Source organism: Arenibacter hampyeongensis (assembly GCF_002909255.1).
Lineage (GTDB): Bacteria > Bacteroidota > Bacteroidia > Flavobacteriales > Flavobacteriaceae > Arenibacter > Arenibacter hampyeongensis.
In genome coordinates this window covers 199,767-224,995 of the sequence record NZ_PIOB01000004.1, presented here as the reverse complement: position 1 = coordinate 224,995, position 25,229 = coordinate 199,767, and the positions used below count along the sequence as shown (strand labels likewise).

23 protein-coding genes are annotated in these 25,229 nt (G+C 38.9%); 17 read left to right on the top strand and 6 right to left on the bottom strand.

The window, feature by feature from the left end; genetic code table 11:
- The first annotated feature begins 458 nt into the window (after positions 1-458).
- The gene (locus tag CWD91_RS11780) at positions 459-2,735 is read left to right on the top strand and encodes a TonB-dependent receptor (protein ID WP_103441156.1); all 2,277 of its coding nucleotides are present in this window, start codon (positions 459-461) and stop codon (positions 2,733-2,735) included.
- Between the two features lie 68 nt (positions 2,736-2,803).
- On the opposite strand, the gene CWD91_RS11775 is transcribed toward CWD91_RS11780, so the two are convergent.
- From CWD91_RS11775 to folE, 5 genes are all read right to left on the bottom strand, one after another.
- Positions 2,804-3,679, bottom strand: a complete 876-nt coding sequence (locus CWD91_RS11775; protein ID WP_103441155.1) for a sterol desaturase family protein — start codon at positions 3,677-3,679, stop codon at positions 2,804-2,806.
- A gap of 30 nt (positions 3,680-3,709) precedes the next feature.
- Positions 3,710-4,195: a monoheme cytochrome C gene (locus tag CWD91_RS11770; protein WP_103441154.1), complete on the bottom strand. Its 486-nt coding sequence runs from the start codon at positions 4,193-4,195 to the stop codon at positions 3,710-3,712.
- Positions 4,196-5,416 (bottom strand): sulfite oxidase, encoded by a 1,221-nt coding sequence (locus tag CWD91_RS11765; RefSeq protein ID WP_103441153.1) that lies wholly within the window; start codon positions 5,414-5,416, stop codon positions 4,196-4,198.
- A 118-nt stretch (positions 5,417-5,534) separates the two neighbouring features.
- Positions 5,535-5,837, bottom strand: a complete 303-nt coding sequence (locus tag CWD91_RS11760; protein WP_103441152.1) for a hypothetical protein — start codon at positions 5,835-5,837, stop codon at positions 5,535-5,537.
- Between the two features lie 77 nt (positions 5,838-5,914).
- The gene (gene folE / locus CWD91_RS11755; RefSeq protein ID WP_103441151.1) at positions 5,915-6,514 is read right to left on the bottom strand and encodes a GTP cyclohydrolase I FolE; all 600 of its coding nucleotides are present in this window, start codon (positions 6,512-6,514) and stop codon (positions 5,915-5,917) included.
- 273 nt (positions 6,515-6,787) lie between these two features.
- Here folE and CWD91_RS11750 point away from each other — a divergent pair, with 273 nt between their 5' ends.
- From CWD91_RS11750 to CWD91_RS11740, 3 genes are read left to right on the top strand one after another with little or no spacing between them, the layout of a single operon-like run.
- Positions 6,788-7,450, top strand: a complete 663-nt coding sequence (locus CWD91_RS11750; protein WP_103441426.1) for an ABC transporter ATP-binding protein — start codon at positions 6,788-6,790, stop codon at positions 7,448-7,450.
- A complete protein-coding gene (locus CWD91_RS11745; protein WP_103441150.1) occupies positions 7,447-8,010 on the top strand; it encodes a CPBP family intramembrane glutamic endopeptidase in 564 nt (187 codons plus the stop codon). The genes CWD91_RS11750 and CWD91_RS11745 overlap by 4 nt, the downstream gene beginning before the upstream one ends.
- The gene (locus CWD91_RS11740; protein ID WP_103441149.1) at positions 8,007-8,771 is read left to right on the top strand and encodes a TIGR02757 family protein; all 765 of its coding nucleotides are present in this window, start codon (positions 8,007-8,009) and stop codon (positions 8,769-8,771) included. Before CWD91_RS11745 ends, CWD91_RS11740 begins: the two co-directional genes overlap by 4 nt.
- Before the next feature lie 75 nt (positions 8,772-8,846).
- Here the strand turns inward: CWD91_RS11740 and CWD91_RS11735 are convergent, their stop codons facing one another.
- Complete coding sequence (locus CWD91_RS11735; RefSeq protein WP_103441148.1) at positions 8,847-10,658, bottom strand: glycoside hydrolase family 15 protein; 1,812 nt, start codon at positions 10,656-10,658, stop codon at positions 8,847-8,849.
- A 103-nt stretch (positions 10,659-10,761) separates the two neighbouring features.
- Between CWD91_RS11735 and CWD91_RS11730 the strand changes: the two genes are divergently transcribed.
- From CWD91_RS11730 to CWD91_RS11670, 13 genes are all read left to right on the top strand, one after another.
- The gene (locus CWD91_RS11730) at positions 10,762-12,981 is read left to right on the top strand and encodes a bifunctional alpha,alpha-trehalose-phosphate synthase (UDP-forming)/trehalose-phosphatase (protein WP_103441147.1); all 2,220 of its coding nucleotides are present in this window, start codon (positions 10,762-10,764) and stop codon (positions 12,979-12,981) included.
- Positions 12,982-13,072: 91 nt separating this feature from the next.
- Positions 13,073-14,242, top strand: a complete 1,170-nt coding sequence (locus tag CWD91_RS11725) for an MFS transporter (protein ID WP_103441425.1) — start codon at positions 13,073-13,075, stop codon at positions 14,240-14,242.
- 54 nt (positions 14,243-14,296) lie between these two features.
- On the top strand, positions 14,297-15,628 hold the full coding sequence (locus tag CWD91_RS11720) for a M28 family peptidase (protein WP_103441146.1): 1,332 nt from the start codon (positions 14,297-14,299) through the stop codon (positions 15,626-15,628).
- Positions 15,629-15,653: 25 nt separating this feature from the next.
- Positions 15,654-16,442, top strand: coding sequence for a dienelactone hydrolase family protein (locus CWD91_RS11715; protein ID WP_103441145.1), 789 nt, complete (start codon positions 15,654-15,656; stop codon positions 16,440-16,442).
- Positions 16,439-18,061 (top strand): M1 family metallopeptidase, encoded by a 1,623-nt coding sequence (locus tag CWD91_RS11710; protein ID WP_103441424.1) that lies wholly within the window; start codon positions 16,439-16,441, stop codon positions 18,059-18,061. The genes CWD91_RS11715 and CWD91_RS11710 overlap by 4 nt, the downstream gene beginning before the upstream one ends.
- 3 nt (positions 18,062-18,064) lie before the next feature.
- Positions 18,065-18,637, top strand: a complete 573-nt coding sequence (locus CWD91_RS11705) for a YdeI/OmpD-associated family protein (protein WP_103441144.1) — start codon at positions 18,065-18,067, stop codon at positions 18,635-18,637.
- A 42-nt stretch (positions 18,638-18,679) separates the two neighbouring features.
- On the top strand, positions 18,680-19,414 hold the full coding sequence (locus tag CWD91_RS11700) for an NYN domain-containing protein (protein ID WP_103441143.1): 735 nt from the start codon (positions 18,680-18,682) through the stop codon (positions 19,412-19,414).
- 114 nt (positions 19,415-19,528) lie between these two features.
- Positions 19,529-20,905, top strand: a complete 1,377-nt coding sequence (locus CWD91_RS11695) for an amidohydrolase family protein (RefSeq protein WP_103441142.1) — start codon at positions 19,529-19,531, stop codon at positions 20,903-20,905.
- A gap of 212 nt (positions 20,906-21,117) precedes the next feature.
- Positions 21,118-21,801, top strand: a complete 684-nt coding sequence (locus CWD91_RS11690; protein WP_103441141.1) for a DUF2490 domain-containing protein — start codon at positions 21,118-21,120, stop codon at positions 21,799-21,801.
- A gap of 3 nt (positions 21,802-21,804) precedes the next feature.
- Positions 21,805-23,022 (top strand): bifunctional alpha/beta hydrolase/OsmC family protein, encoded by a 1,218-nt coding sequence (locus CWD91_RS11685; RefSeq protein ID WP_103441140.1) that lies wholly within the window; start codon positions 21,805-21,807, stop codon positions 23,020-23,022.
- Positions 23,023-23,144: 122 nt separating this feature from the next.
- Complete coding sequence (locus CWD91_RS11680; RefSeq protein ID WP_103441139.1) at positions 23,145-23,786, top strand: YceI family protein; 642 nt, start codon at positions 23,145-23,147, stop codon at positions 23,784-23,786.
- A 254-nt stretch (positions 23,787-24,040) separates the two neighbouring features.
- Entirely contained in the window at positions 24,041-24,628 is a 588-nt protein-coding gene (locus CWD91_RS11675; protein ID WP_103441138.1) for a superoxide dismutase family protein, read from the top strand.
- Between the two features lie 66 nt (positions 24,629-24,694).
- Entirely contained in the window at positions 24,695-25,228 is a 534-nt protein-coding gene (locus tag CWD91_RS11670) for an RNA polymerase sigma factor (protein WP_103441137.1), read from the top strand.
- Position 25,229: the final 1 nt, after the last annotated feature.

Below are 25,229 nucleotides of genomic sequence, written 5' to 3'. Positions count from 1 at the left end.
TACCTTTGTTTGTAAGGAAAAAGGTAAACTACATATTCATGAGGTAGAATTGGATTGTGATCTTCATAAATTTAATATCACACCTTATGTAGCTCATCTACAACAAGAATTCAGATCATATTCAGAATTGCCAAAATCAAAAAAAATTATAAACTTCTATAATTTTTTAAGCAAGTATCAAAAACTTCATTTCTCCCGTAGAGGCCCTCCATCCGCGATTTAAAAATTTTCACCAGACTTATATAACCTTGGACATGCTTGCTGTGTGACCATAAAACGCCATATTAACCAAGTGCCGGTGCAAACATATTGTGTTATCCCCAAGCCGTATACGGTCTTATATTAGGGACGCTTGGTAGTTTTATAAGGGTACCCTATAAGTCCAAGCAATATTAAACAATACTTTGGAGGTGGATTGCCACTAGGCAGCTCTCACCGTTATCTATAAAAAAATTTAAATGAAAAATGTAATTCTGTCATTGCTCTGCATTTTGACATATATATCAGTGAATTCCCAAAATACCTTATCCGGGAATATAAGTAATAAGGAGAACCAGGAAGGATTGGAACAGGTCTCCATATATTTTCCACAAATGGAAAAGGGCGCTGTTACCGATAGTACCGGGGAATACAAAATTGAAGGTTTACCAACCGGGACCTATAAAATAGTTGCCTCTTATATCGGTTTCCTAACATTTTCCGGAAATATCACAATAGAAAAAGGTAGTAATACCTTGGATATTTTATTGCTCCCAAGTGCCATTGAAATGGAAGAAGTTATTGTATCTACCCCATTCCATAAATTACAGCGTGAAAACGTTATGAAGGTGGAGTTTGCAAAACTTTCATCCCTTAAGACCCAAGGAGCCACAACGCTCGTGGAAGGTATAGGCGCCATTCCCGGGGTGGACGTGGTATCTACTGGTGTGGGAATTGGAAAACCAATAATCCGGGGGCTTACCTCCAACCGTGTTTTGGTTTACACACAAGGTATTCGGTTAGAAAACCAGCAGTTTGGTGCAGAACATGGTCTAGGAGTAAATGAAGCAGGAATAGAAAGTGTTGAGGTAATAAAGGGTCCCGCTTCCCTCTTATATGGATCTGATGCTATGGGGGGAGTACTTTATTTAAACCCGGAAAAATTTGCGGCACCCAATAGTACGGAGGGCGATATAAATTTCAACTACAATGGCAACACCCAAGGTATAAGCAGTGGAGCCGGAATAAGAACCTCAGAAGGAAGATTAAAATACCTTTTGCGATTGGCAACCAATAACCATGTTGATTACTTAGGCGGGGATGGCAATAGGGTTACCAATTCCCGGTTCAACGAGAAAGATTTAAAAGCGGGATTGGGGTATCAGGCAACCTCTTTTAAAAGTGATATCAGATACAATTACAACCAATCCAATTTGGGGATTCCGGAAGAGGTGGGCTTGCAAACCACTTCTAGAACACCAGATTTACCTTATCAAAAATTGGACAACCACATTTTGAGCTCCAACTCCAAAATATTCTTCAACAACTCCAATTTGGACATCACTTTAGGTTACATTGGTAATAACCGTAAGGAGTACGAAGACCACCATCACCATGAGGAAAACGAAGAAGATCATGAGGAGGACGAGGAAGATCATGAAGCCCATGAAGAAGCTGCCTTGCACATGAAGCTTAATACCTTCAATTATAACGTACTGTACCATCTCCCTAAATCGGGCAAGTTTGAAACTGTTGTTGGCGTTCAAGGAATATATCAAACCAATAAAAATTTAGGGGAAGAGATTTTAATTCCGGATGCAATTACCCAAGATATAGGATTTTTGGGGACCACCCATTTTCACCTGGATCAAAACAACGATTTTCAAATGGGATTGCGCTATGACCATAGGAATATTGACGGGAAGGCCTATGGTATTGGTGGGGAAGAAGGATATATTGCCCCTTTAAAACGTAACTTTAATAGTTTTAATGGTGCCATTGGTTACAAGAACAATATTTCCGAACAATTCACCGGTAGAATCAATGTGGCTACAGGGTTCCGGGCTCCCAATTTGGCGGAACTCACTTCCTATGGCACCCATGAAGGTACCAACAGATTTGAAATTGGAAATAGAGATCTCAAGAACGAGCAAAACCTTCAAATTGATCTAGCATTGGAATTTCAAAATGAACATTATGAATTTTCTATTAATGGTTTTCACAACAGTATAAAGGATTATATCTACATAGCACCCAGTGGAACCATTATGGATGAAACCCCTGTTTTCAACTATCTGCAACAAGATGCCATACTTTACGGAGGGGAAATTGGATTTCATTTGCACCCGCACCCGTACCATTGGCTACATATTGAAAGTAGTTACCAAACGGTGTTCGGTGAATTGCAGACCGGTGATGGCCTACCTTTGATACCCGCCAATAAATTGACCAATACTTTAAGGGTGGAGTTCAATAACACTAAAGGATGGTGGCTTAGGTCCAATGCGTTTGTTTCCGTGAATACCAGCTTTAAGCAGGGAAAAGTAAGCACTTTTGAAACAGTTACACCGGGCTACACCCTTTTAAATGCCGGCTTAGGAGGGGATATCCAATTTTTAAAAAAATCTATGAATATCACCATTAGTGCCAATAACCTTTTGGATAAAAAATACATTGCCCATCTATCCCGTCTAAAAAGTGATGATATTTTGAATATGGGAAGATCTGTTTTTGTTGGCCTAAACATTTTATTATAAAAGTCGTTTGTCAAAGAGGCGACTTTATCCCAAATAAGGCGCAACAATTTTCCAATCATAAGAAATACCTACGGCTTATAATTTTTTAAGCCGTAGGTTATTTGTTTCCAAAAAGATTTCGGAATTTTTTCATCTCCCTTAAAGCCCAATTCAATGGTACCACTGTCCTCAGGGATATAATTGGTCCTAAAAATATAATCCCATAGACTTAGGCTGATTCCGAAATTCACGCCGTATTTCCCGTCAGGCAAATCGTGCGCGTGATGATACAGGTGCATTACAGGATTGTTTAAAATATATTTTAAGGGTCCCCAAGTAATTTTTATGTTGGCATGATTAAAATGACCGATGGCTATTGCAAAAAAATGGACTATATAAGCCTGTTCCGGTTCAAAGCCCCCTAGGATCATGACCCCAAAGGTTTTCAAAGGTTTGTACAAAACATTTTCCATCCAATGATACCTTAAATGGGCGGCAAAACCCATCTCCTTGACACTGTGGTGTATTTGATGGAATATCCATAAAAACTTATATCTATGGAGTAGAATATGGGTAAACCATTGGACAAGATCCAAAACCAAAAAGAAGATCAATAATTGAACCCAGGAAGGAAATTGTGACATATCCAATATGGCCAAGCTACTTTGCTTAATTCCCAAATCTCCAAAGAGTAATCCCAATAGCTTATAGAAGCCGCTTATTGCAATGGAAAAAAGGAAAAAATTAAAGAACATATAGAAAGCGTCCAACCAAAAATCCCTACGGAATATAGATTGCTCTTTGCGCCATGGAAACAAAATTTCCAGCATCCAAACGACAAGGGAGATAATTATCAAACCCCAGAAATAATTGGTATACCAGGGCACTTCGAATATTATGGACTTCCATGTCCAATTCGCAGTACCTATAAACGCATTAATGAAAGCTTCAAAATATTTTCCCAAGATCTATTGCCTTTACATTACACCACTACCCTATTCCTCCTTCAATGGATACCATTCTATATTGGTCAACGCTTCCCTTCTACCCTTAGTTATTGGGGGATAATTAGTGACCAAATAGTTTATAATAACTCCTTCGTTATCCCCCAAATCCCATAAGTTCTGAGTTTTTTGCATCCAACGAATGGTCTCTACCCATCGTTCTTCATTCATTCTATTCTGTATCACCAATTCGGCGGAATGACAATTGGTACAATTGTTAACTACAGTCATTAAACCTTCTCCGTCCTTAAATCCGGTTCTTAAGTGAATGCCATTTTCGATCTTATCCCAATCTTCATCGTCAACCTTTGTGCTAATTACTTCAGAATTGGGTGCATCCCCTTTAAAAGAAAAAGCAGATGGATCTATCATGTAGGCAATCCCCAAAACTCCAATAAGCAAAACCATGACAAAGGAAACCACTAAAACACCATAAAAGGACTTAAGCTGTTTTCTAAAATTATCCTGTTTGTTCATTTAACTAACTTTTACCGCTATTCTATGACATGCATTATTAAGGTATCCCTTGGGGTTCCAACCTGGCAACAACATGGGCTGACTTACTCCATTGGCATCCGTAGCCCTTGCCCATACTTCGTAATATCCGGTTTTAGGAAAATTGATACTGGCCTTGAAATGCTGCCAAGCTAACCTGTTTGCCGGCTTTTCCATAGTACAATTGGACCAAGTGGCCCCAAAATCGATAGAATAGGAGACTTTGGAGACTTCCAATTCCCCGGCCCAAGCATGACCTCTTATATTAAGTTTATTACCCTTTGGAATAATGGCTCCAGATTTGGGAAAGGTAATCAGGGATTTTACGGGCATGGATTCTATAATACACATGTCCTCGTCCTTAACCTCATCTCCTGGAGCTACAGGATGACAGGGAACCTTATAGGACGATCCCGTCATTTTTTCTCCATCATGGACTATATTTCGAATACTGATCCTATTGACCCATTTACCGGAGGTAGATGCGGGCCAACCGCCACATACCAAACGCAATGGATATCCGTGAACCAAGGGAATATCCTCTCCGTTCATTTTAAAAGCCAATAATGTTTCGTCCTGCAAGGCCTTGGACATTGGTACACCTCTGGAAATGGGTTCTTTTTGCGGATCCCTACTTAAATGTTGATCTACCCCGTGATAGCCAATGTAAACGGCGTCATCCTTTATCCCAACATCTTTCAATACATCCTTTAAACGAACCCCAGTCCATGAAGCACAACCAACGGCACCAATAGTCCATTGGTTCCCTTTGGCCGGCGGATCAAATTCACTTCTGCCATTTCCTCCACATTCCACGGTAAGTTGATAGGTATGGTGGGTAAATTTGGATTTTAGTTCTTCCAAGGTAAAAGTCTTCTTTGCTTTTACCGATTCCCCATCGAACGTAATGGCCCACTCCTTTATATTGATATTTTCCGGGACCAACCCATTGTTCCGGATAAACATATATTTATTGGGCGTTATCCTGTCGTCCAATAAATGGGCCGCAGCCTCCATATTCCATGGTTGGCTATTCAGTACAACCATTTCCATATCCTTATTGAACATTTGAAACGGATCTGGATCCTGAAGCCCCAATAAGGTATAGTTTTCCGGTATTTTAGATCCATAAACAATTTCCATACCCAGTATTCCAGCCAAAGAACCTAAACTGATTTTTTTGACAAAATTTCTTCTTTTCATTTAACTTAAATTGTAATAGAAGATAAATCTAAGAAAGATATCGGTAATTGTAAGTAACAATAGTCACTAATTAAAAGGAGATCGGCCTATCTCATTCCATTAAAGCCTGATAGTCCAATTACTTGGCTGATATAAATTTTTCTTTTTTGAAAGACTTGAAGATATAGGTATAAAACCACATTATAGTAAAGGTTGGAACAATGTCCAGACCGGGCAACATTTCTTCCACAAATGTAATTACACCTGCAGCACGTCCTATCTTGCCCTTGTATAATTTGGTCATTAGCCATCCGGCCACTGGTGCCCATATAATATCTGAAAATTCACCAATACCGGGAATAACAAAAGAAAGCATTCCTATTGCATCAAAAAGCAATCCTAAAAATAAGTTCCTAAGTTTATGGTCTTTTAATGTGGACATGTTTAAAAATAATAATTTACAACGACTTTCAAATCAAATAGGATGCCAAAACATTTATACCATTATCCGGGATTGTATTATGACAATTTTGAACTGATCAATTTCAAAAACTCGTTCCGGGTTTCAATCTTTTCAAACTGACCCCTAAATCCTGAAGTCGTTGTAACCGAATTTTGCTTTTGCACCCCTCTCATCATCATGCACATATGGGAAGCCTCGATGACCACAGCTACACCCTGTGGTTTTAAGGTATTATTTATACATTCCAAGATATCATTGGTCAATCTTTCCTGTACCTGCAAGCGTCGTGCAAAAACATCGACCACCCTGGGTATTTTGCTCAGACCAACAATATGTCCATTGGGAATATAAGCGATATGGGCCTTACCGAAAAAGGGCAGCATATGGTGCTCGCACAAAGAATACACTTCAATATCCTTAATGATTACCATCTCATTGTAAGACTCCTTAAACATGGCTCCCTTGAGAATCTCTACTGCATCCTGCTTATAGCCCTGTGTTAAAAAAAGCATTGCCTTCGCAGCTCTCTCTGGTGTTTTTACCAATCCGTCCCTAGTGAGGTCTTCTCCAATTTCATTAATAATCGATGAATATCTTGATTTTACCTCATCGGTAATTTCCAAATTGTATTCTTCCAAACTTCTATATTGTTTCATAAATTCCTAGTCCTAAATTTATTTTAAATCGGTTCGTAAACCCTACAGATTAAAAACTAAATTACTATTTCCTTTTTATAAAGAGGACTCATTTCGTCGCAATCTCAATATAATAATTACCTTATAATTACAAAAAAAATATTAAATCAGCATTAAGCAATTATAAATTGGTGGCTAATATCAATATTGGAACAATTTGGAAAAGACATGGGTAAGTAAAACCATTTTGTATTCTTCGCGTTAATGTTTACTTTCAACCCATATTTAAAAACGATGATCAAGGCTACAAATATCAATAAATACTACGGCAAACTCCAGGTACTTAAAGGAGTTGACCTTCACATTCAAAAAGGAGAGGTGGTATCCATTGTAGGACCCTCAGGTGCTGGTAAAACAACCCTTTTGCAAATACTGGGCACTTTGGATACACAAAGCAATAAAAATGACAGTACCCTTCATATTAATGAAGAGGATGTAACGAAACTTTCGGACAAGGCAATGGCCAAATTTCGAAATAGTCATATTGGATTTATTTTTCAATTCCATCAGTTATTGCCAGAGTTTACCGCCTTGGAAAATGTATGTATCCCCGCTTTTATTAAAGGAACCAAAAAAGACAAAGCGGAAACACGGGCCGCAGAACTTTTGGAATTTTTGGGACTTTCACATAGATTACAACATAAACCTAATGAACTTTCGGGTGGAGAGCAACAAAGGGTAGCTGTGGCTAGGGCTTTGGTGAATAACCCCTCTGTTATTTTTGCTGACGAACCCAGTGGTAATTTGGATTCTGAAAGTGCCGACAATCTTCACAAGTTGTTCTTTGATCTCAGAGATAAATTTGGGCAAACTTTTGTTATTGTCACTCATAATGAAGAATTGGCCAATATGGCGGACAGAAAGCTGACCATGGTGGATGGCTCCATAAAGCGATGAAAATACTTTATAAAGTATGGAGGTTTATAAAAGCACCGATCTATGTTAGGTTAGTCCATATCCAAAATCCGTTAAAACTGAAAATTGTTTCTGCCCTCCTTGCTTGGGGTATCATATTGAGCCTGGTTGTTGCCATATTTAATGAATGGTTGATAGGCCTATTGGGCATTGACCTTGGTGAGCATGCCATTGAAACCTTTCTCGAAAAATATTCTGTTATTTCCTTATTTTTTATGGCTGCAGTTCTTGCTCCTATTGTTGAGGAAACGCTTTTTAGAGGCCCCCTGATTTGGTTCAGGAACAATAAATATTTCAAATACATTCTGTACCTCTCCATTTTGTTGTTTGCAGGGGTTCATTTATCCAATTTTGAAATGACCAAGCAGATTTATTATGTTGCGCCTTTATTAGTACTACCGCAGTTAATTTTAGGAGCGTTTTTAAGTTACGTCCGTGTTACATTGGGGCTAAGGTGGTCTATTTGTCTGCACGCCACTTACAATGCCATTCTTGTTTCGCCTGTCCTTCTTTATAAACTTTTAAAAATCCCTTTGGAATGACAAACCAAGAACTCAAAGAATTTTTGGACGCCAAGGTAATACAATACAATCGACCCGATTTCTTATCAACGGACCCTATCCAAATTCCGCATAGATTTACTAAAAAAGAAGATATAGAAATCAGTGGCTTTCTAACCTCCACCATTGCTTGGGGCAACAGAAAAAGCATCATAAACAATGCAGAACGACTGATGGAAATGATGGACTCCTCCCCTTTCGACTTTGTAATGAACCATGAAGAGCAAGATCTTGAAAAACTACAAGGCTTTGTACATAGAACTTTCAACGGTGAAGACCTTAAGTATTTTATACGCAGTCTGAATAACATTTACAAATGTCATTCGGGGCTTGAGGACCTATTCGCAGTGAAAAGTGATTTAACATCCCTACAATCTTCCATCTCACATTTCAAGACCATCTTCTTTGAACTCGACCATTTATCAAGGACCACTAAACATGTGTCCGACCCCCTAAAGGGGTCTGCCGCCAAACGTATAAACATGTTTTTAAGGTGGATGGTAAGAAATAATAACACCGGAGTGGATTTTGGTATTTGGAATAAAATTAAACCTTCGCAACTGTCATGTCCGTTGGATGTCCATTCCGGAAATGTAGCACGTAAACTAGGCCTAATCCAACGTAAACAGAATGACGGTAAGGCCTTGGCCGAATTGGATGCAAATCTTAGAAAATTGGACCCCCATGACCCCGTAAAATATGATTTTGCCTTATTTGGCTTGGGGGTGTTTGAAAAATTCTAAAAGATTAGACAAGATTTCTGGAATTGCACATGACACAACCTATTTAAGGCCGATGTGCCTAAATAATGTCCATTATTATTTATCGTGATCATTAAGTGACTCCAAAATTTCCATTTCACTGTGTTTTTTGGAAAAATTCATAGCACATTCAATCAACGCCAAATGCGAATATGCTTGAGGGAAGTTACCCAACAACCTCTTTGTCTTAAAATCTATATCCTCACTAAACAGACCCAAATGGTTACTGTAACTCAATAATTGATCAAAATGTTTCATGGCCTTTTCTTCTTGACCTATCTTAAATAGACTATTGATAAACCAAAAAGTACAAATAGTAAAGGAGGACGATGGCAATCCAAAATCATCTTCATTTTTATAACGATATAGAAGTCCGTCATTACATAGTTCTCGTTCAATGGCCAGCACCGTACTTACATATTTAGAATCTTTGGGATCAATAAATCCATAAGATTCCATTAATAAAACCGAGGCATCCAAATGTGGCGATCCATAGGATTGGGTAAATGCCTGTTTTTCCTCATTCCAGGCGTGCTTATGTATATCCTCCCGAATTTCCTTCTCCAAAGTTCGCCATTTATCCAATTTTCGCTGCTTGCCAAAAAGTTCGGCCACTTTAATTGCCCTGTCAATAGCCGTCCAACAGAGCACTTTTGAAAACGTAAAATGCCTGTCCTCTGTACGAAATTCCCATATCCCCTTATCAGCCTCTTGCCAATGCTTATTTACAATCCAAACTATGCCTTTGGTAATTCCCCAAAGCTCCTCCCCATTCTCTATTTCCGTATTAAATTTCTCCAATTGTGTATAAATAACATCCATCAGGATACCATATATATCATTCTGCCGCTGCTTGTAAGCCGCATTTCCTATTCTTACAGGTTTGGAACCCTTGTACCCTTTTAAATGATCCAAAGTTTCTTCCGTTAACTTTTTCTCCTTGTTAATACCGTACATGATTTGCAACTTCTCATCCTTATCAGGAATAAGGTCAATGATAAATTGTAAATACCGTTTGGCTATATTCTTATGGCCCAATTGACCAACCACCTTAATTACCATGGAGGCATCCCGGATCCAACAAAAGCGATAGTCCCAATTCCTCACCTCACCAATGGTTTCCGGAAGTGAGGTGGTAGCAGCGGCCAGAACAGCCCCGGACTTGTCATAACTCAACATCTTTAGGGTTAGGGCACTTCTTTTTATCTCGGAATCATATTTCTTATACGTAGGTGTCTTGCTGGACCAATTTAACCAGTAGACCTTGGTACGTTCCAATTCTAAATAAACCCTTTCCAAGGTTGGCTCCAATATCTTTTCATTATAGCCCAAAAGAAAATAGCCATCGCTTTCCAAAACTATTTCCCGTTGTGCCAGAACTCCTTCTTTATTAAAGGAAGTGTAAAGAAAAAAGGTATCGAACTTTACCTCATGGGTTAAACTGGCAATAAAATTTTTTTTGACATAGGTATTTGTTTTTCCCATGGCATATTCCAATTTGGGATTGTACAATACCCTAAACACCGGCTTGCCCGAAATTAGCTTGATATATCGTATAATTTCCGGTGGCGCATTGTAGCCACCACTTTGCTTATAATAGCGGGGCATAAAATCTTGAACTTCAAAAGTATTTTTGCCATCTGAAAAGCTGGTTACCAAAATAGCGGTCAAAGGAATATACTTTTGTTCTATAGTGTAAGTATCATCCACCAAAATTTCAAAACTACCTCCTATTTCATCATCAAGAATTTTTGCAAATATGGAAGAGGAATCAAATTCTGGCAAACAACACCAATCCAATGAACCATTCTTAGAAATCAATGCAGCACTTCTACAATTTCCTATTATTCCGTAGTCTAAATTATCCATATTCTATTTTGTCCTTTAAATAACCTTAATTAGTAGGTTTTACACATCATTTTACCGAAATTTAGGGAAATTAAATACGATTAACACTTAAAAATGTCAAATTATGGCCAAAACTATCATAATCTCAAATAGACTACCCGTACAATTACAAATTGACAATGGAAACATCACCGCAATACCAAGTGTGGGTGGTTTGGCAACTGGTATGAAATCTGTCCACAAAGGAGGTGATAGTCTATGGATTGGATGGAGCGGATTAACGGACGAAGAAATTCCTGACGGACTTGCCCCTGAAATTGACAAGGCATTGGCGAAGCACGGATCATCAAAGGTAAATCTAAATTCCGAAGAGGTAGATGGTTTTTATTACGGCTTTAGCAACCGCACCATTTGGCCCCTTTTTCATTATTTTTTGGAATATTCAGAATTTGAGCTTGAAAGCTGGAATACCTATAAAGCCGTAAACCAGAAATTTGCGGATGCCATTTTGGAAAAAGCAGGGGACAATGACACTATCTGGGTACATGATTACCAATTAATGCTGGTACCCCAAATGGTCAGGGAAAAACGTCCCAATATTTCCATTGGCTTCTTTTTGCACATTCCTTTCCCTTCCTATGAGATATTTAGAACCTTACCTTGGCGTAAAGAAGTTCTAATGGGGTTGTTGGGATCGGATTTGATTGGTTTTCACACCTATGATTACGAAAGGCATTTTTTAAGCTCGGTAAGGCGATTGTTGGGGTTGGAAGTAAGTTTCAATGACATCCATCTAGAAGACCGTGTTATAAAAGTAGATTCCTTTCCCATGGGAATTGATTATAAAAAATTTAGTGATGCTGCGAAAAAACACGATGAAAATAAATCTGGCCAACGATCGGAATTACAAAGAAGACTGGATATGCACAAAGAATCCGCTCCGGATGCCAAGTTCTTTTTGTCCATAGATCGCTTGGATTATTCCAAAGGAATTGCAAAGCGACTGAATGCTTTTGAGTATTTCTTAAACAAATACCCCCAGTACAAGGAAAAGGTTAGACTTATTGTCCTAGCTGTGCCTTCCCGATCAAATGTGCCGCAATATCAATTGCTAAAAAAAGAAATAGATGAGTTGGTGGGTAGGATCAACGGGGAATTTTCAACTGTAAGCTGGACACCAATCTGGTATTTTTATAGGTCCATGCCTTTCGAAAACCTTATAGATCTTTACACCTCCAGTGATATTGCCTGGTTAACACCCATTAGGGATGGAATGAATCTAGTGGCCAAGGAATATATTGCCACAAGAACTGATCAAACCGGTGTACTAATCCTTAGTGAAATGGCCGGTTCCGCTAACGAAATGAATGAATCATTGCTCATTAATCCCAATAATTTTGAAGAAATTGCAGATGCTCTCTACGAAGCCATAAATATGCCTGTAGAAGAGCAGCAAGCAAGAAATTCAATTTTACAAAAAAGATTGAAAAGATATAATGTAGAGAAATGGGCCAATGACTTTATGACCTCCCTGCAAAACCAAAAAGAAATAGACCATTCCTATAAGTCGCACAAGTTGTCCGCAGATGTGTTGAAAGTTATAACAGACAATTTTGGAAAAGCGAAAAAAAGATTATTATTTCTAGACTATGATGGCACCTTGGCCGGCTTTCACGGTGATCCACAAAAAGCGAATCCAGATAAGGAATTGTATGATTTATTGGACCGTCTGTCTGCATTGAAAAATACCGATTTATACTTAATTAGTGGTCGCGACAAAGACACTTTTACCAAATGGTTTTTACCAAAGAAATATAATATGATCGTGGAACATGGGGTGTGGATCTCTGAGAACGGAGAAGAGTTCAGAATGTTGGAAAATGTTAAAAGGGATTGGATGGAAAAAATTCATCCCGTACTGGAATCTTTTGTGGACAGGACTCCCGGAAGTTTTATTGAGGAAAAAAACTATTCGCTCGCATGGCACTACAGAAAGACCGATCCAGATTTTGGACAAAAAAGGGCTACAGAACTCAACACAGTGCTTACCAGTTTAATTGCCAATGACGATTTGAGTATACTGAACGGAAATAAGGTAATTGAAATAAAGAGCAGCAATGTTAACAAAGGTCGTGCTGCTATGCGCGTATTTTCCCAAAAGGAATATGATTTTGTCTTTGCCATAGGAGATGATTGGACCGATGAATTTATGTTCCAGGAATTACCGGATAGCGCCATTACCGTAAAAGTAGGAAGACAAAAAACTCAGGCCAGGTACTATGTGGACAACATTAAGAACGTTAGGAATTTACTTGAACATTTTGTTGATCAACCCAAAAAATAAAGAAGAGCCATATTGTACCAATGGTAGGTTGTTTTAATTGATCTTGACCCAATATATACCCTATTGCCCATTTCCAAAAAATGGCACTGCCTTGAAGCAAAAGCACTTTATACTGCCTGTCATCATTATTTCGCAATTTGCGTGTACCTCATTGTGGTTTGCAGGGAATGCCGTAATTGATGATCTAATTTTAAAAACCGGCTTGGGGACAGCAATTATTGGTTATGTGCTTTCTTCAGTACAAATAGGCTTTATTATCGGTACCCTGGTTTTTGCCCTATTGATGATTGCCGACCGCTATTCACCTTCCAAAATTTTTATGATCTGTGCCTTTTTAGCTGCCCTTTGCAACGCGGTACTACTGGCAGATGAAATTACCAACACAACTCTCTTTTTAGCCAGATTGGGTACCGGTTTTTTTCTTGCTGGAATATACCCGGTGGGAATGAAAATTGCAGCTGATTATTATGAACTGGGATTGGGCAAGGCCTTGGGATATTTGGTAGGCGCACTGGTCTTGGGCACCGCCTTTCCACATTTGCTTCAGGGTTTGGAATTGAGTGAAGACTACACTGTTGTAATTAAAATAACCTCGTTACTCGCTATTTTCGGGGGTGCATCCATGCTTTTTTTAGTCCCCAATGGCCCGTACAGAAAACCAAGCAAGAATTTGCAATTACGAGCCGGAATAGCGCTATTTAGAATTCCTGCCTTTAAAAAAGCAGCAGTAGGCTACTTTGGCCATATGTGGGAACTTTATGCCTTCTGGGCCTTTATTCCCATTGCCATAAAAACCTACAATTCCATTCATCTTGATCAACTTCCATTTTCCATGTGGGCATTTTCCATTATTGCCCTGGGAGGAGTTTCCTGTGCCATTGGCGGACATCTTTCTCTTAAATTGGGCAGTAGGAAAGTAGCGATGGTTTCCTTGCTGATCTCTGGGTTCCTGTGCATAACTTCTCCTTTGTTTTTTATTTTGCCCAGCTACCTTTTCCTACTTGTATTTTGCCTTTGGGGAATATTTGTAGTTTCAGATTCGCCCCAATTCTCCACTTTGGTCGCTAATGCAGTACCTTTACAATTGAAAGGAACGGCACTTACGCTTGTGAATTGCATTGGCTTCAGTGTAAGTATAATCAGTATACAGTTGCTAACTTTCTTGGTGGAAAATATAGATCCGGGCTATATTTTTACCTTCTTGGCCATTGGTCCGATACTCGGATTATTGGCGATGCTAAAAGGAGGACTTAACAAATAATTAAGGATCTATTTTTGCGGATAAACGTAAATTACCAAGCCTAATCTAAGACTAATGCATAAATTAATTACCATATATATATTTCTATTTTCATATGCCCTTTTGGCCCAGACAGACCAGCGCATTTATGAAATAATGGACAAGGTTTCGTCCGAAAGGATAAAAAATGACGTTACCACATTGGCAAATTTCGGTACACGGCACACCCTGAGCGATACGATTTCCAATACTAGGGGTATTGGCGCAGCAAGGCGATGGATCAAGAGCGAGTTCGATAAGATTTCCAACAATTGCAATAATTGCCTTGAAGTGTCCTTTCAAAAGGACTTGGTGAAAAAGGATGAAAACAATCGAATAACAAGGGATGTATGGGTGGTTAATGTTATGGCCATTCAAAGAGGATCGAAATACCCGGACCGCTATATAATTATGAGCGGGGATATAGACTCGCGCGTCAGCGATGCCAACAATTACACTTCCGATTCCCCCGGTGCCAATGATAATGCCAGTGGTATGGCCGGTACCATAGAGGCCGCAAGGGTCCTTTCCCAATATAAATTTGAGAATAGTATAATATACCTTGGGCTTTCAGGTGAAGAACAAGGACTTTTTGGAGGGCAGGGTCTGGTAAAGAGTGCCAAGGAAAAGGGATGGGATATTATTGGGATATTCAATAACGACATGATCGGAAATATTAAAGGGGTGGATGGAATTATTAGCAATACCGATTTTAGAATTTTTTCTGAGCCCGTACCTCCGACCGAAACGGAAAGGGAAAGAAATATGCGCCGATTTTATGGCGGAGAAGTGGACGGAATTTCAAGACAATTGGCACGTTACGTTCATAAGAACGTAAAGACATATATGCCGGAAATGAATCCCATGATGATCTATAGGTTGGATAGATTTGGACGGGGTGGGCATCATCGACCTTTTAATGATGCCGGGTACGCCGGAATTAGGATAATGGAAGCCCATGAAAATTATACCCAACAACACCAAGACATAAGGGTAGAAAATGGAATAGCCTATGGCGATGTTTTGGAGCATGTTAATTTTGAATATGCCAAGAAATTAACCGCTGCAAATGCAATTAATCTGGCCTCCTTGGCCTGGGCACCTCCCGCTCCCAAAGAGGTGAAAATTGGGGGAATCGTTGAGCCTTCTGCCAAGTTTCAATGGAGCAAGGTTCCGGGAGCTGTTGGATATAAAATTTATTGGAGAGATACCACCTCCCCAACTTGGGACCACAGTAGATTTGTAGGCGATGTTTCGGAATATTCCTTGGAGGGTGTGGTGTTGGACAATTTTTTCTTTGGGGTGTCTGCCGTAGGCAAGGATGGCTTTGAAAGTGTAGTGGTTTTCCCCAATGCTATTTTAAGATAATATAAGGCAGTTAGAACAAGATTATATGAAGATAAATTTTCAAATACTTATAGTATTGATAGGATTTCCAGGGCTATTGTTGGCCCAAGAATTTAATAAGTTGTCCGAATCCCCAAGACATCAGGAGTGGGTGGATTTTAAAAGGGACAATGGTAGTATTTTAAAGGCTTTTGTAGTATACCCGGAAAGTAATACTTCTACCAAGGCAATTATTCTGATCCATGAAAATATGGGTTTAAATGATTGGGCCAGGACCTTTTCGGACGAGTTGGCGGGCCAAGGGTTTTTGGTCATTGCACCAGACCTAATATCCAATACTGTTGAGGGTATTGATAAAACTAGTGATTTTGAAAATCCGGACAAAGTTAGGGAAGCCATCTATGCCCTGGACCAAGAGCAAGTAAACAAGGATTTGGATATGGTCTACGCCTATATAAACAATGACCCATCGAGCAATGGCAAAGTTTCTCTTGTGGGATTCTGTTGGGGCGTGTCTCAAAGTTTCAACTATGCCACAAAAAACCCTAAGTTGGAAAGTGTAATGGTATATTATGGTACGGCTCCCAAGGACCTATCGACCTTAAAAAATATTAAATCCCCTATTTATGGTTTTTATGGAGGAGCTGATAATAGGGTAAATGCGACCATTCCAGATACAGAAAAAACAATGAAAGAATATGGAAACCCATATACCTTTGATATATACGAAGGGGCCGGACATGCTTTTATGAGAAGAGGGGCCGAAGAGGCTTATGGCCCAAATACTATGGCCTTTGAAAAGTCATGGACAAAATTATTATCCCTTTTAAAATGAAAGAAATAACCTTAGCATTATTATTGGCCTTAGGGGTTTCCTCCTTTGCACAAGACCAAAATTATACGGAACAGGATTCCCTTAGAGGCAGTATTACCCCAGAGCGCTCTTGGTGGGACCTTAATTTTTATCATTTGGATGTCAAGGTGCAGCCCGATGAGAAATTCATTTCAGGCAGCAACCTAATTCGTTACACCGTTCTGGAAGAGAAACAGCTGCTTCAGATTGACTTGCAACCGCCTTTGATTATTGAAAAAGCAATTCAAGATGGTGAAACCTTAAAAATAGCATCGAACGGAAACGCCCATTTTATCGCCCTACAAAAACCGCAGCTCAAGGGGGACATCAATGAAGTAATGGTCTATTATTCCGGACATCCTAAAGAAGCTGTTCGTGCACCATGGGACGGTGGTTTTTCCTGGAAAAAAGACAACAATGGCAAACACTTTGTGGCCACTTCCTGTCAAGGTTTGGGTGCCAGTGTGTGGTGGCCAAACAAGGACCATATGTACGACGAAGTGGATAGCATGGCTATAAGTATTACAACCCCAAAAGGGCTATTGGATGTCTCTAATGGTAGGCTTTTAAAAGTGGAAGAGCATAAAGACAGCAATACCTATCATTGGTATGTAGCCAATCCCATAAACAATTATGGGGTAAATATAAATATAGGTGATTATGTACATTTTGGAGAAAGTTACCAAGGGGAAAAGGGAAAATTAACCATGGACTACTATGTACTTCGGGACAACTTGGAAAAAGCAAAAATACAATTTAAACAGGCCCCATTAATGATGGCAGCTTTTGAACATTGGTTTGGCCCCTACCCTTTTTACGAAGATGGATATAAGTTGGTTGAAGCACCCTATCTTGGCATGGAGCACCAAAGTTCCGTTACTTATGGCAATCAATTCAAGAATGGATATTTGGGCAATGACCTTTCAAAAACAGGTTGGGGACTTAAATTCGACTTTATCCTTATCCATGAATCTGGTCATGAATGGTTCGCCAATAATATAACCTACAAGGATATCGCTGACATGTGGATACACGAGAGTTTTACGGCTTATTCGGAAAACTTATATGTGGATTATCACTTTGGTAAAAAGGCCTCATCGGACTATGTTATTGGCACTAGGGGCAATATTAAAAACGACAGCCCTATAATTGGCACCTATAACGTAAACCAAAAAGGTTCTGGAGATATGTACTATAAGGGTGCAAATATGTTGCACACCTTGAGGCAGTTAGTGGAAGATGACGAAAAATGGCGGACTATCCTTAGAGGGCTTAATACCGAATTCTACCATAAAACCGTAACCACAAAACAAATAGAGGATTATATCAGCAGAAAGTCGGGCATAGACCTTACCCAATTTTTTGACCAGTACCTGCGTACAATTAAAATACCTTTGTTGGAGTATACACTGAAGGGCAAACAATTGCGGTTTAGATATATCAATATTATTGGTGGTTTTGACATGCCCATCAAGGTAGATATAAATGGCACTAATGAGTGGTTGTACCCCACAGCGGACTGGAAATCAAAAACCTTCGAAAAGACAGTACAATCGTTTAGTGTGGATGAAAATTTCTATATAGACTCCAAAAAAATATGATTTTTGAAAATAATTGAAGAATTTTACTTTAAAACAAGTAGTGAATGGCGGGCCTGGTTACAACATCATCATGCCAGCAGTTCTGGAGTGCATCTTATTTTTTACAAGGTGGCAAATGAACAAGACAGTATGCGATGGGAAGATGCCGTGCAAGTTGCCATTTGCTATGGATGGATAGATAGCACCGTTAAAAGTCTAGGCGAAGGTAAACGACGGCAATATTTCTGCCCAAGAAAACCCAAAAGCGTTTGGAGTAAACTGAACAAAAAATATATTAAAGAGCTTACCGCCGCAGGAAAAATGCACCACAGTGGACTGGAAAAAGTTAAAGCAGCAAAAATTGATGGTTCCTGGAAGGCCTTGGATGATGTTGAAAATGGAATAATCCCAGAGGATTTGAAACATGCCTTCAACAAGGAGAAAGTGGCCTATATTAATTATCAAGGTTTTGCCAATAGTTATAGAAAAAACTATCTCTACTGGCTACACCAAGCCAAACGGGATGAGACAAGACAGAAGCGGATTACAGAGATTGTATCGCTATGCAAACAAAATAAAAAGTCGCGCGACCAATAAATGGTTAGCTTCGTAAAAATCTAAATATAATAATTACTTATAATGGAAATAAATCTTGCAGTATTAATAGATGGTGACAATATACCCTCTGCCTATGTTAAGGAGATGATGGAGGAAATTGCCAAATATGGCAACCCCACAATAAAAAGAATATATGGCGACTGGACCAATCCCAAATTGTCCAAATGGAAAAATCTGTTATTGGAAAATGCCATTACGCCTATACAACAATATGCTTATACCACCGGAAAAAATGCAACCGACTCTGCCATGATCATTGATGCCATGGATATTTTGTATTCCAACAAAGTAGGTGGCTTTTGTATAGTATCCAGTGATAGCGATTTTACGCGACTGGCCACTAGGTTGAGGGAGGCCGGTATGAATGTAATCGGCATTGGGGAAAAGAAAACCCCCAACCCTTTTATTGTTGCCTGCGACAAGTTTATCTACATAGAAATCCTTAAAAATCAAATCGAGGAAAATTCCTCTGAAACAGCGGATAATAAAAGAGACAAGAAAGACAATGTGGACAAGATTACCCAAAAGGAAATTAAACTCATTGCTTCCACCATTTCCGACCTTGCTGACGAAGATGGTTGGGCATTCTTGGGGGATGTAGGTAGTCTTCTTCAAAAGAAGCAACCTAATTTTGATTCTAGAAACTATGGTTTTCAAAAATTGACACCCTTAATAAAATCCATTAAAAACTTTGAAATAGACCAACGGGAAAATGTCAAGGGAAGGTTTAAATTAATCTATGTTAGAAATAGGTAGCGTCCCTAATTTTTAACTAGATATAAAACATAGTTCCGTACTTGATAATTTGTTTTGGATTACCCTTGATTTAGTCAATAACAACAATGGCACTAACTTAAAACCGATATCAAAATGAAAAAAATTAGTTTACTTATTTGTTTTGTAACCTTTCTTTCCTGTTCCCCAGCCAAGAAAGAAGTTAGCCCAACCGCAATATTGATCACCGATGTTAATATTGTGGACGTCAGCAATGGCAATATACTGGAAAAGCACCAGGTTATAATCGATTCCGGAAAGATCAAGAAAATAATGGAATCGGTCGAAAATTCTGGTGACTACCGTACTACGATCCAGGGTAAGGATCAATATCTAATCCCTGGCCTTGCAGAAATGCATGCGCATATTCCACAACCTCCTACCAGTGATCAACGTATTAAGGAAACCCTGTTTCTATACTTATCCAATGGCGTAACTACTATAAGGGGAATGCTGGGTCATCCAAGTCATTTAGAATTAAGGCAAAAAGCTTTAAATGGCGAAGTTTTGAGTCCCCGTATTTTTACCTCAAGTCCCTCTTTCAATGGAAATACCGTTACTACCAAAGAAGAGGCCGTACAGAAAGTTACTGCCTATAAGAATGAAGGATACGACTTTCTAAAAATATATCCAGGGATGCAATTGGAGGTTTTTGATCAAATGGTGGAAACCGCCAATAAACTTAATATTCCCTTTTCTGGTCACGTTCCGGTAATGGTTGGCATACGACATGCACTGGCCAGCAAATACGCTTCCATAGACCATGTAGATGGTTACTTGGAAGGACTTGTGCCGGAATCCGAAGGTGTGGACCCTTCTGCAAATGGATTTTTTGGCTTTGCCTTTACCCCTATTGCCGATTCTGCCAAAATAGATGAATTGGTAACAATGACAAAGGAAAATAAGGTATGGGTAGTACCCACTCAAAGTTTATTTGAAAGATGGTACGCCCCAATTAGTTCGGATGATTTGTTGAAGCAACCAGAAATGAAATATATGCCCCTTTCCACTTTGGAGGACTGGAAAAGAAGAAAAGATGAATCCACCAGTCCGGGTACCGGTTTTAATGAAGAGCAATGGAATACGTTTACGGCGATAAGAAGGCAGTTGATTAGTAAACTACAGCACAATGGACATGGTCTATTACTGGGTTCGGATGCACCCCAATTATTTAATGTCCCTGGATTTTCAATCCACCACGAAACAGAAGGGATGGTCAAGGCTGGACTTACCCCTTTGGAAATTTTGCAATCAGGAACATTGAACCCAGCTAAATTTTTTGAAATGGAAAATACTTTCGGGACAATAAAAGAAGGTTTGGACGCGGATATGGTATTATTGAATTCCAATCCCTTGAATGATATTTCAGCTTTAAAAGAAATTTCCGGTGTTATGGTCCGGGGAAAATGGTTGTCCAAGGAATCCATAGACGAAAAGTTGAAGGAAATTGCCAGTAATGCCAAGCAAAACTAATATTGGTCCATTAAAATATTATCCATCAAAACAGGGAAGCATCAATATGCGGTTTTAGGGCCATGGAATAATCTCAAAATTCATATTAAGCTCGATGAAATTTTACTGGAAATCCCTAGAATTAAGGTTTCGGTAGAATAGTTATTTTTAAGAATTAGCTATTTAAAACTAAATTATAACCTAAACACAAAAACAAGAAACAAGTTAACATTATGAAGAATATTTTAGGCTTACTTATCCTTATCTCAACCTTTACAATAAAAGCACAGGAAAATGGTGAAAACAAGTTGGGGTCTTGGCACATGTATTTCGGCACCAATAGGATTAGCAACAAATTAAGTATCCACACAGAAGCACAGCTACGCTATTACGAACAGGCCAAAAATTTTAACCAATTGCTTTTGAGAACTGGTTTAAACTATCATATTGATGCCAATGCATGGGCTACATTGGGATATGGATATATTGTTACGGACGGCAGTTATGAGGAATTCCCCGATGAAACGAATTATCTAGAGCACCGAATTTTTGAACGATTTTTCTTAAAAAATAAGGTATGGGAATTTAACTTTGAACACAGATATACCTTGGAACAACGGTTTTTGGATTTTGAAGATCGTACGGATGTACAACATAGGATGCGCTATCGTTTGCAGATGACCCTTCCATTGACCAATACCTTTTTCCTAAATTTCTACGACGAGATCTTTATAAATCTTCAAGATGATATTTTTAGTCAAAACCGCCTTTATGCCGCATTGGGAATAAACGTAACCGATAACATGAGTCTACAGGTGGGGTACTTAAAAAATCATTTTGCAACGATACATTACGATCGACTTCAGATAGGTATTACCTATAATCCCGACTTAAGAAGTATACTGAAAAAAAAATAGCGTATGAACCTGCAAAAAGTAAGTTTTAAGAATACCAAAGGTGAAACCCTGGTGGGGCGATTGGCTTTGCCCGCCAATCAAATCCCCCATAATTTTGTCCTATTTGCCCATTGTTTTACCTGTAATAAAAACTTTAAGGCCGTTAAAAACATAAGCAAAGCCCTTACTGCGAAAGGCTTTGGTGTTTTGCGATTCGATTTCACAGGTCTTGGGGAAAGTGAAGGTGAATTTTCCGATTCCAATTTTTCAGGAAACGTGGAAGATTTATTGGAAGCTTCCAACTACTTAAAGGAAAATTACGTTTCCCCGACTTTGATTATAGGTCACTCCTTAGGAGGAGCTGCGGCCATTCTAGCATCGCAAAAAATATCCTCCATTAGGGCCATCGCTACCATTGGTGCTCCATCCAGTCCATTACACGTTAAACATATCTTCAAAAATGATATCGATGCTATCAACGATAAAGGTGCTGCAGAAGTAAATATTGGGGGAAGAAGTTTTACCATAAAACAACAATTTTTGGAAGATCTAAAATCACACACCTTTCAAGAAACCCTAAGAAACATTGGAAAATCAATATTAATCCTTCATTCACCACAGGATACAATTGTGGAGATAAAAAATGCCGAGGAAATATACATAGCCGCACACCATCCAAAAAGTTTTGTTTCCCTGGATGGTTCAGACCATTTGTTGAACAACGCTTTAGACGCTTCCTATGTTGGTGAAATTATTGGAAGTTGGTCCAAAAGGTATTTGGAGATGCCAGAATCCAAAGCCTTGGATACAGAACAAGAAGTGGTGGCCAGTTTGGATAATGCCGACGGATTTACTACCCAAATGAAAGTTGGAAGTCACTATGTCACTGCTGATGAGCCAGTTTCTTACGGAGGAAACAATTTTGGCCCGTCTCCTTACGAATTGGTGTCGGCAGGCCTATCGGCCTGTACGGCGATGACCATTCAGATGTATGCCAAAAGAAAAAAATGGCCATTGGAAAACGTGGAAGTACATATCTCTTATCAGAAAACACACGCTACCGATTGTGAAAACTGTGAATCCAATGAGGCAAAAATAGATACGTTTCGTAGAGCCATTAAACTAACAGGGGAACTAGACGAAAAACAAATTTCCAGAATAATGGAAATCGCAGATAAATGCCCCGTCCATAGGACTTTACACAGTGAAACAAGGGTAACCACCACATTACTAAATAATTAGACCAGTTTCCATTATTTGCCTTATAACACGCTACTTTTTTAAAATATGATTAAATCATTTCAAAGAATTGTTCGGCATTATTTTATGCTTAACTTTAGGGCTAATATTTCAAATAAAACATCATGAGAAAAATTGCTTTTGCATGCTTGAGCTTGCTTTTAATAACCGGGATAAGTTGTAAGGATGCCAAAAAAGAAAAAGATGGACAGGCTGTAGAATTGGAGGCCACATCTTCCGAAAAATTCAGTTTGGTCAAAGATTCTACCAAAGTTAGTTTCACGGCCTATAAGACCACCGAAAAATTACCGGTAGGTGGCAAGTTTACCAAAATTAATATTACAAATACCAATGAAGGCAGCACTGCCATGGAAGCCCTAAACGGTACTACTTTTAGTATTCCCGTGAGTAGCTTATTTACCAATGATGCCACAGGTACCAGGGATCCCAAAATTTTGGAATTCTTTTTCGGGGTTATGGAGAATACTGAACTCATTTCTGGGAAATTTATGGTTTCTGGAGAGGATAAATGCTCCATAGAGGTTACTTTAAACGGAAAAACACAAAATATTCCTTTAGATCATACAATGACCGGTGACAATAGCTATTCATTCAGCGGTGTTATGAATTTGGAGAATTGGGATGCCTTAAATGCCGTAGCGTCCATAAACAAAGCGTGTGAAGCTTTGCACACTGGAAAAGATGGCATAAGTAAAACATGGAGCGAAGTTGCCGTACACGCCGACGTTCTTTTGCAGGAAAAGTAAGCCTTGTAGCGAATATTGTTTCATAAGAATAATTCCAAATGAGCAGTTAGGACCAATTGACAATGCCCGTTCAATAGTATTGTGAAACATTTTTTAATAGAAAATCCCCGTTTTAGAAAGAATTAAAAACGGGGATTTTCAGTTTAAGTATATTTTTTAACTCTATTCGGTCCAATAATAACCCATATCATACGGCGGCTTGATATCTCCTAAATTAATTGGTAATTTTATTTTTAACAAAAAATTACTTAAAAATGAAACATACAAAGTTGCTGTTTTTGGCGCTTATTTTCATTGCTTCCAATAGCTGTAAAGAAGCAAAAAAGGAAGCTATGGATGTTATTGAAGATAAAGAAATCATTGCCAAAGACATAAAAGAGGAAGTGAAGATTAAAACCCTTAAGTTTTCCCTAGAACCAAAAAGTGACAGTAATGTTAAGGGAGAAGTAAGTTTTACTGAGGAAAACGGGAGTGTTAGCATGAAGGCTACCTTAGCTGGTTTAACAGCAGGGGAGCACGCCATTCATATTCACGAAAAGGCGGACTGTTCCTCTGCAGACGGAAAATCTACTGGAGGACATTGGAACCCTACCTTTGCCCCTCATGGCAAATGGGGATCTACGGAAGGCTATCACCGAGGAGATATTGGCAATTTCACAGCTGATGGCGAAGGCAATGCCACTGTTGAATTTTCTACCGATGAATGGTGTTTAGGCTGCGATGATGAGGCCAAAAACCTTTTGGGAAAGGGAGTGATCGTACATCAAGGGGTCGATGATTTTGTTACCCAACCCACTGGGGACGCTGGTGGTAGGGTAAGTTGTGCCGGTATAATTGAGTAGAAACTATTTGCAAATTTATTAAGCTGCTTATCGGGCAGCTTTTTTTATCTTTAAAAAAATTCTTGAATGGAATTAGAATTAATTGTAGCGCAATTTCAAAAAAAGGATACTGTCGCCTTTGAAAAGCTGTATAATATGTATTCTGAAAATATTTGTGGGGTTATAAACACAATTGTTCAGAATTCCAATGTTGCAGAAGAGATCTGCCAGGATGTATTTATGAAAGTTTGGAACAATTCGGAGAGTTATAATGCCTCCAAGGGTAGGTTCTTTACATGGATATTAAATATTGCCAGGAATGCGGCCATCGATGAAATTCGCAGTAAGTCGTATAAAAACAGTAAAAAGAACCTTTCAGCTGATTACTTCGTAGGTATTTTGGAAAGTAAGGAAGATCATGAAAGTGGTAAGGAAGATATCATCGGTTTAAAAAATCATTTGCTAAGTTTAAAAGAAAAGTGTGTCGAGATAATAGAGCTGCTTTACTTCAAGGGCTTTACACAGAAGGAAGTATCAAAAGAATTGAATATTCCATTGGGAACGGTAAAAACAAGAAATAGAAGTTGTATTTCCCAAATACGGAACAACCTGGCATTATAAT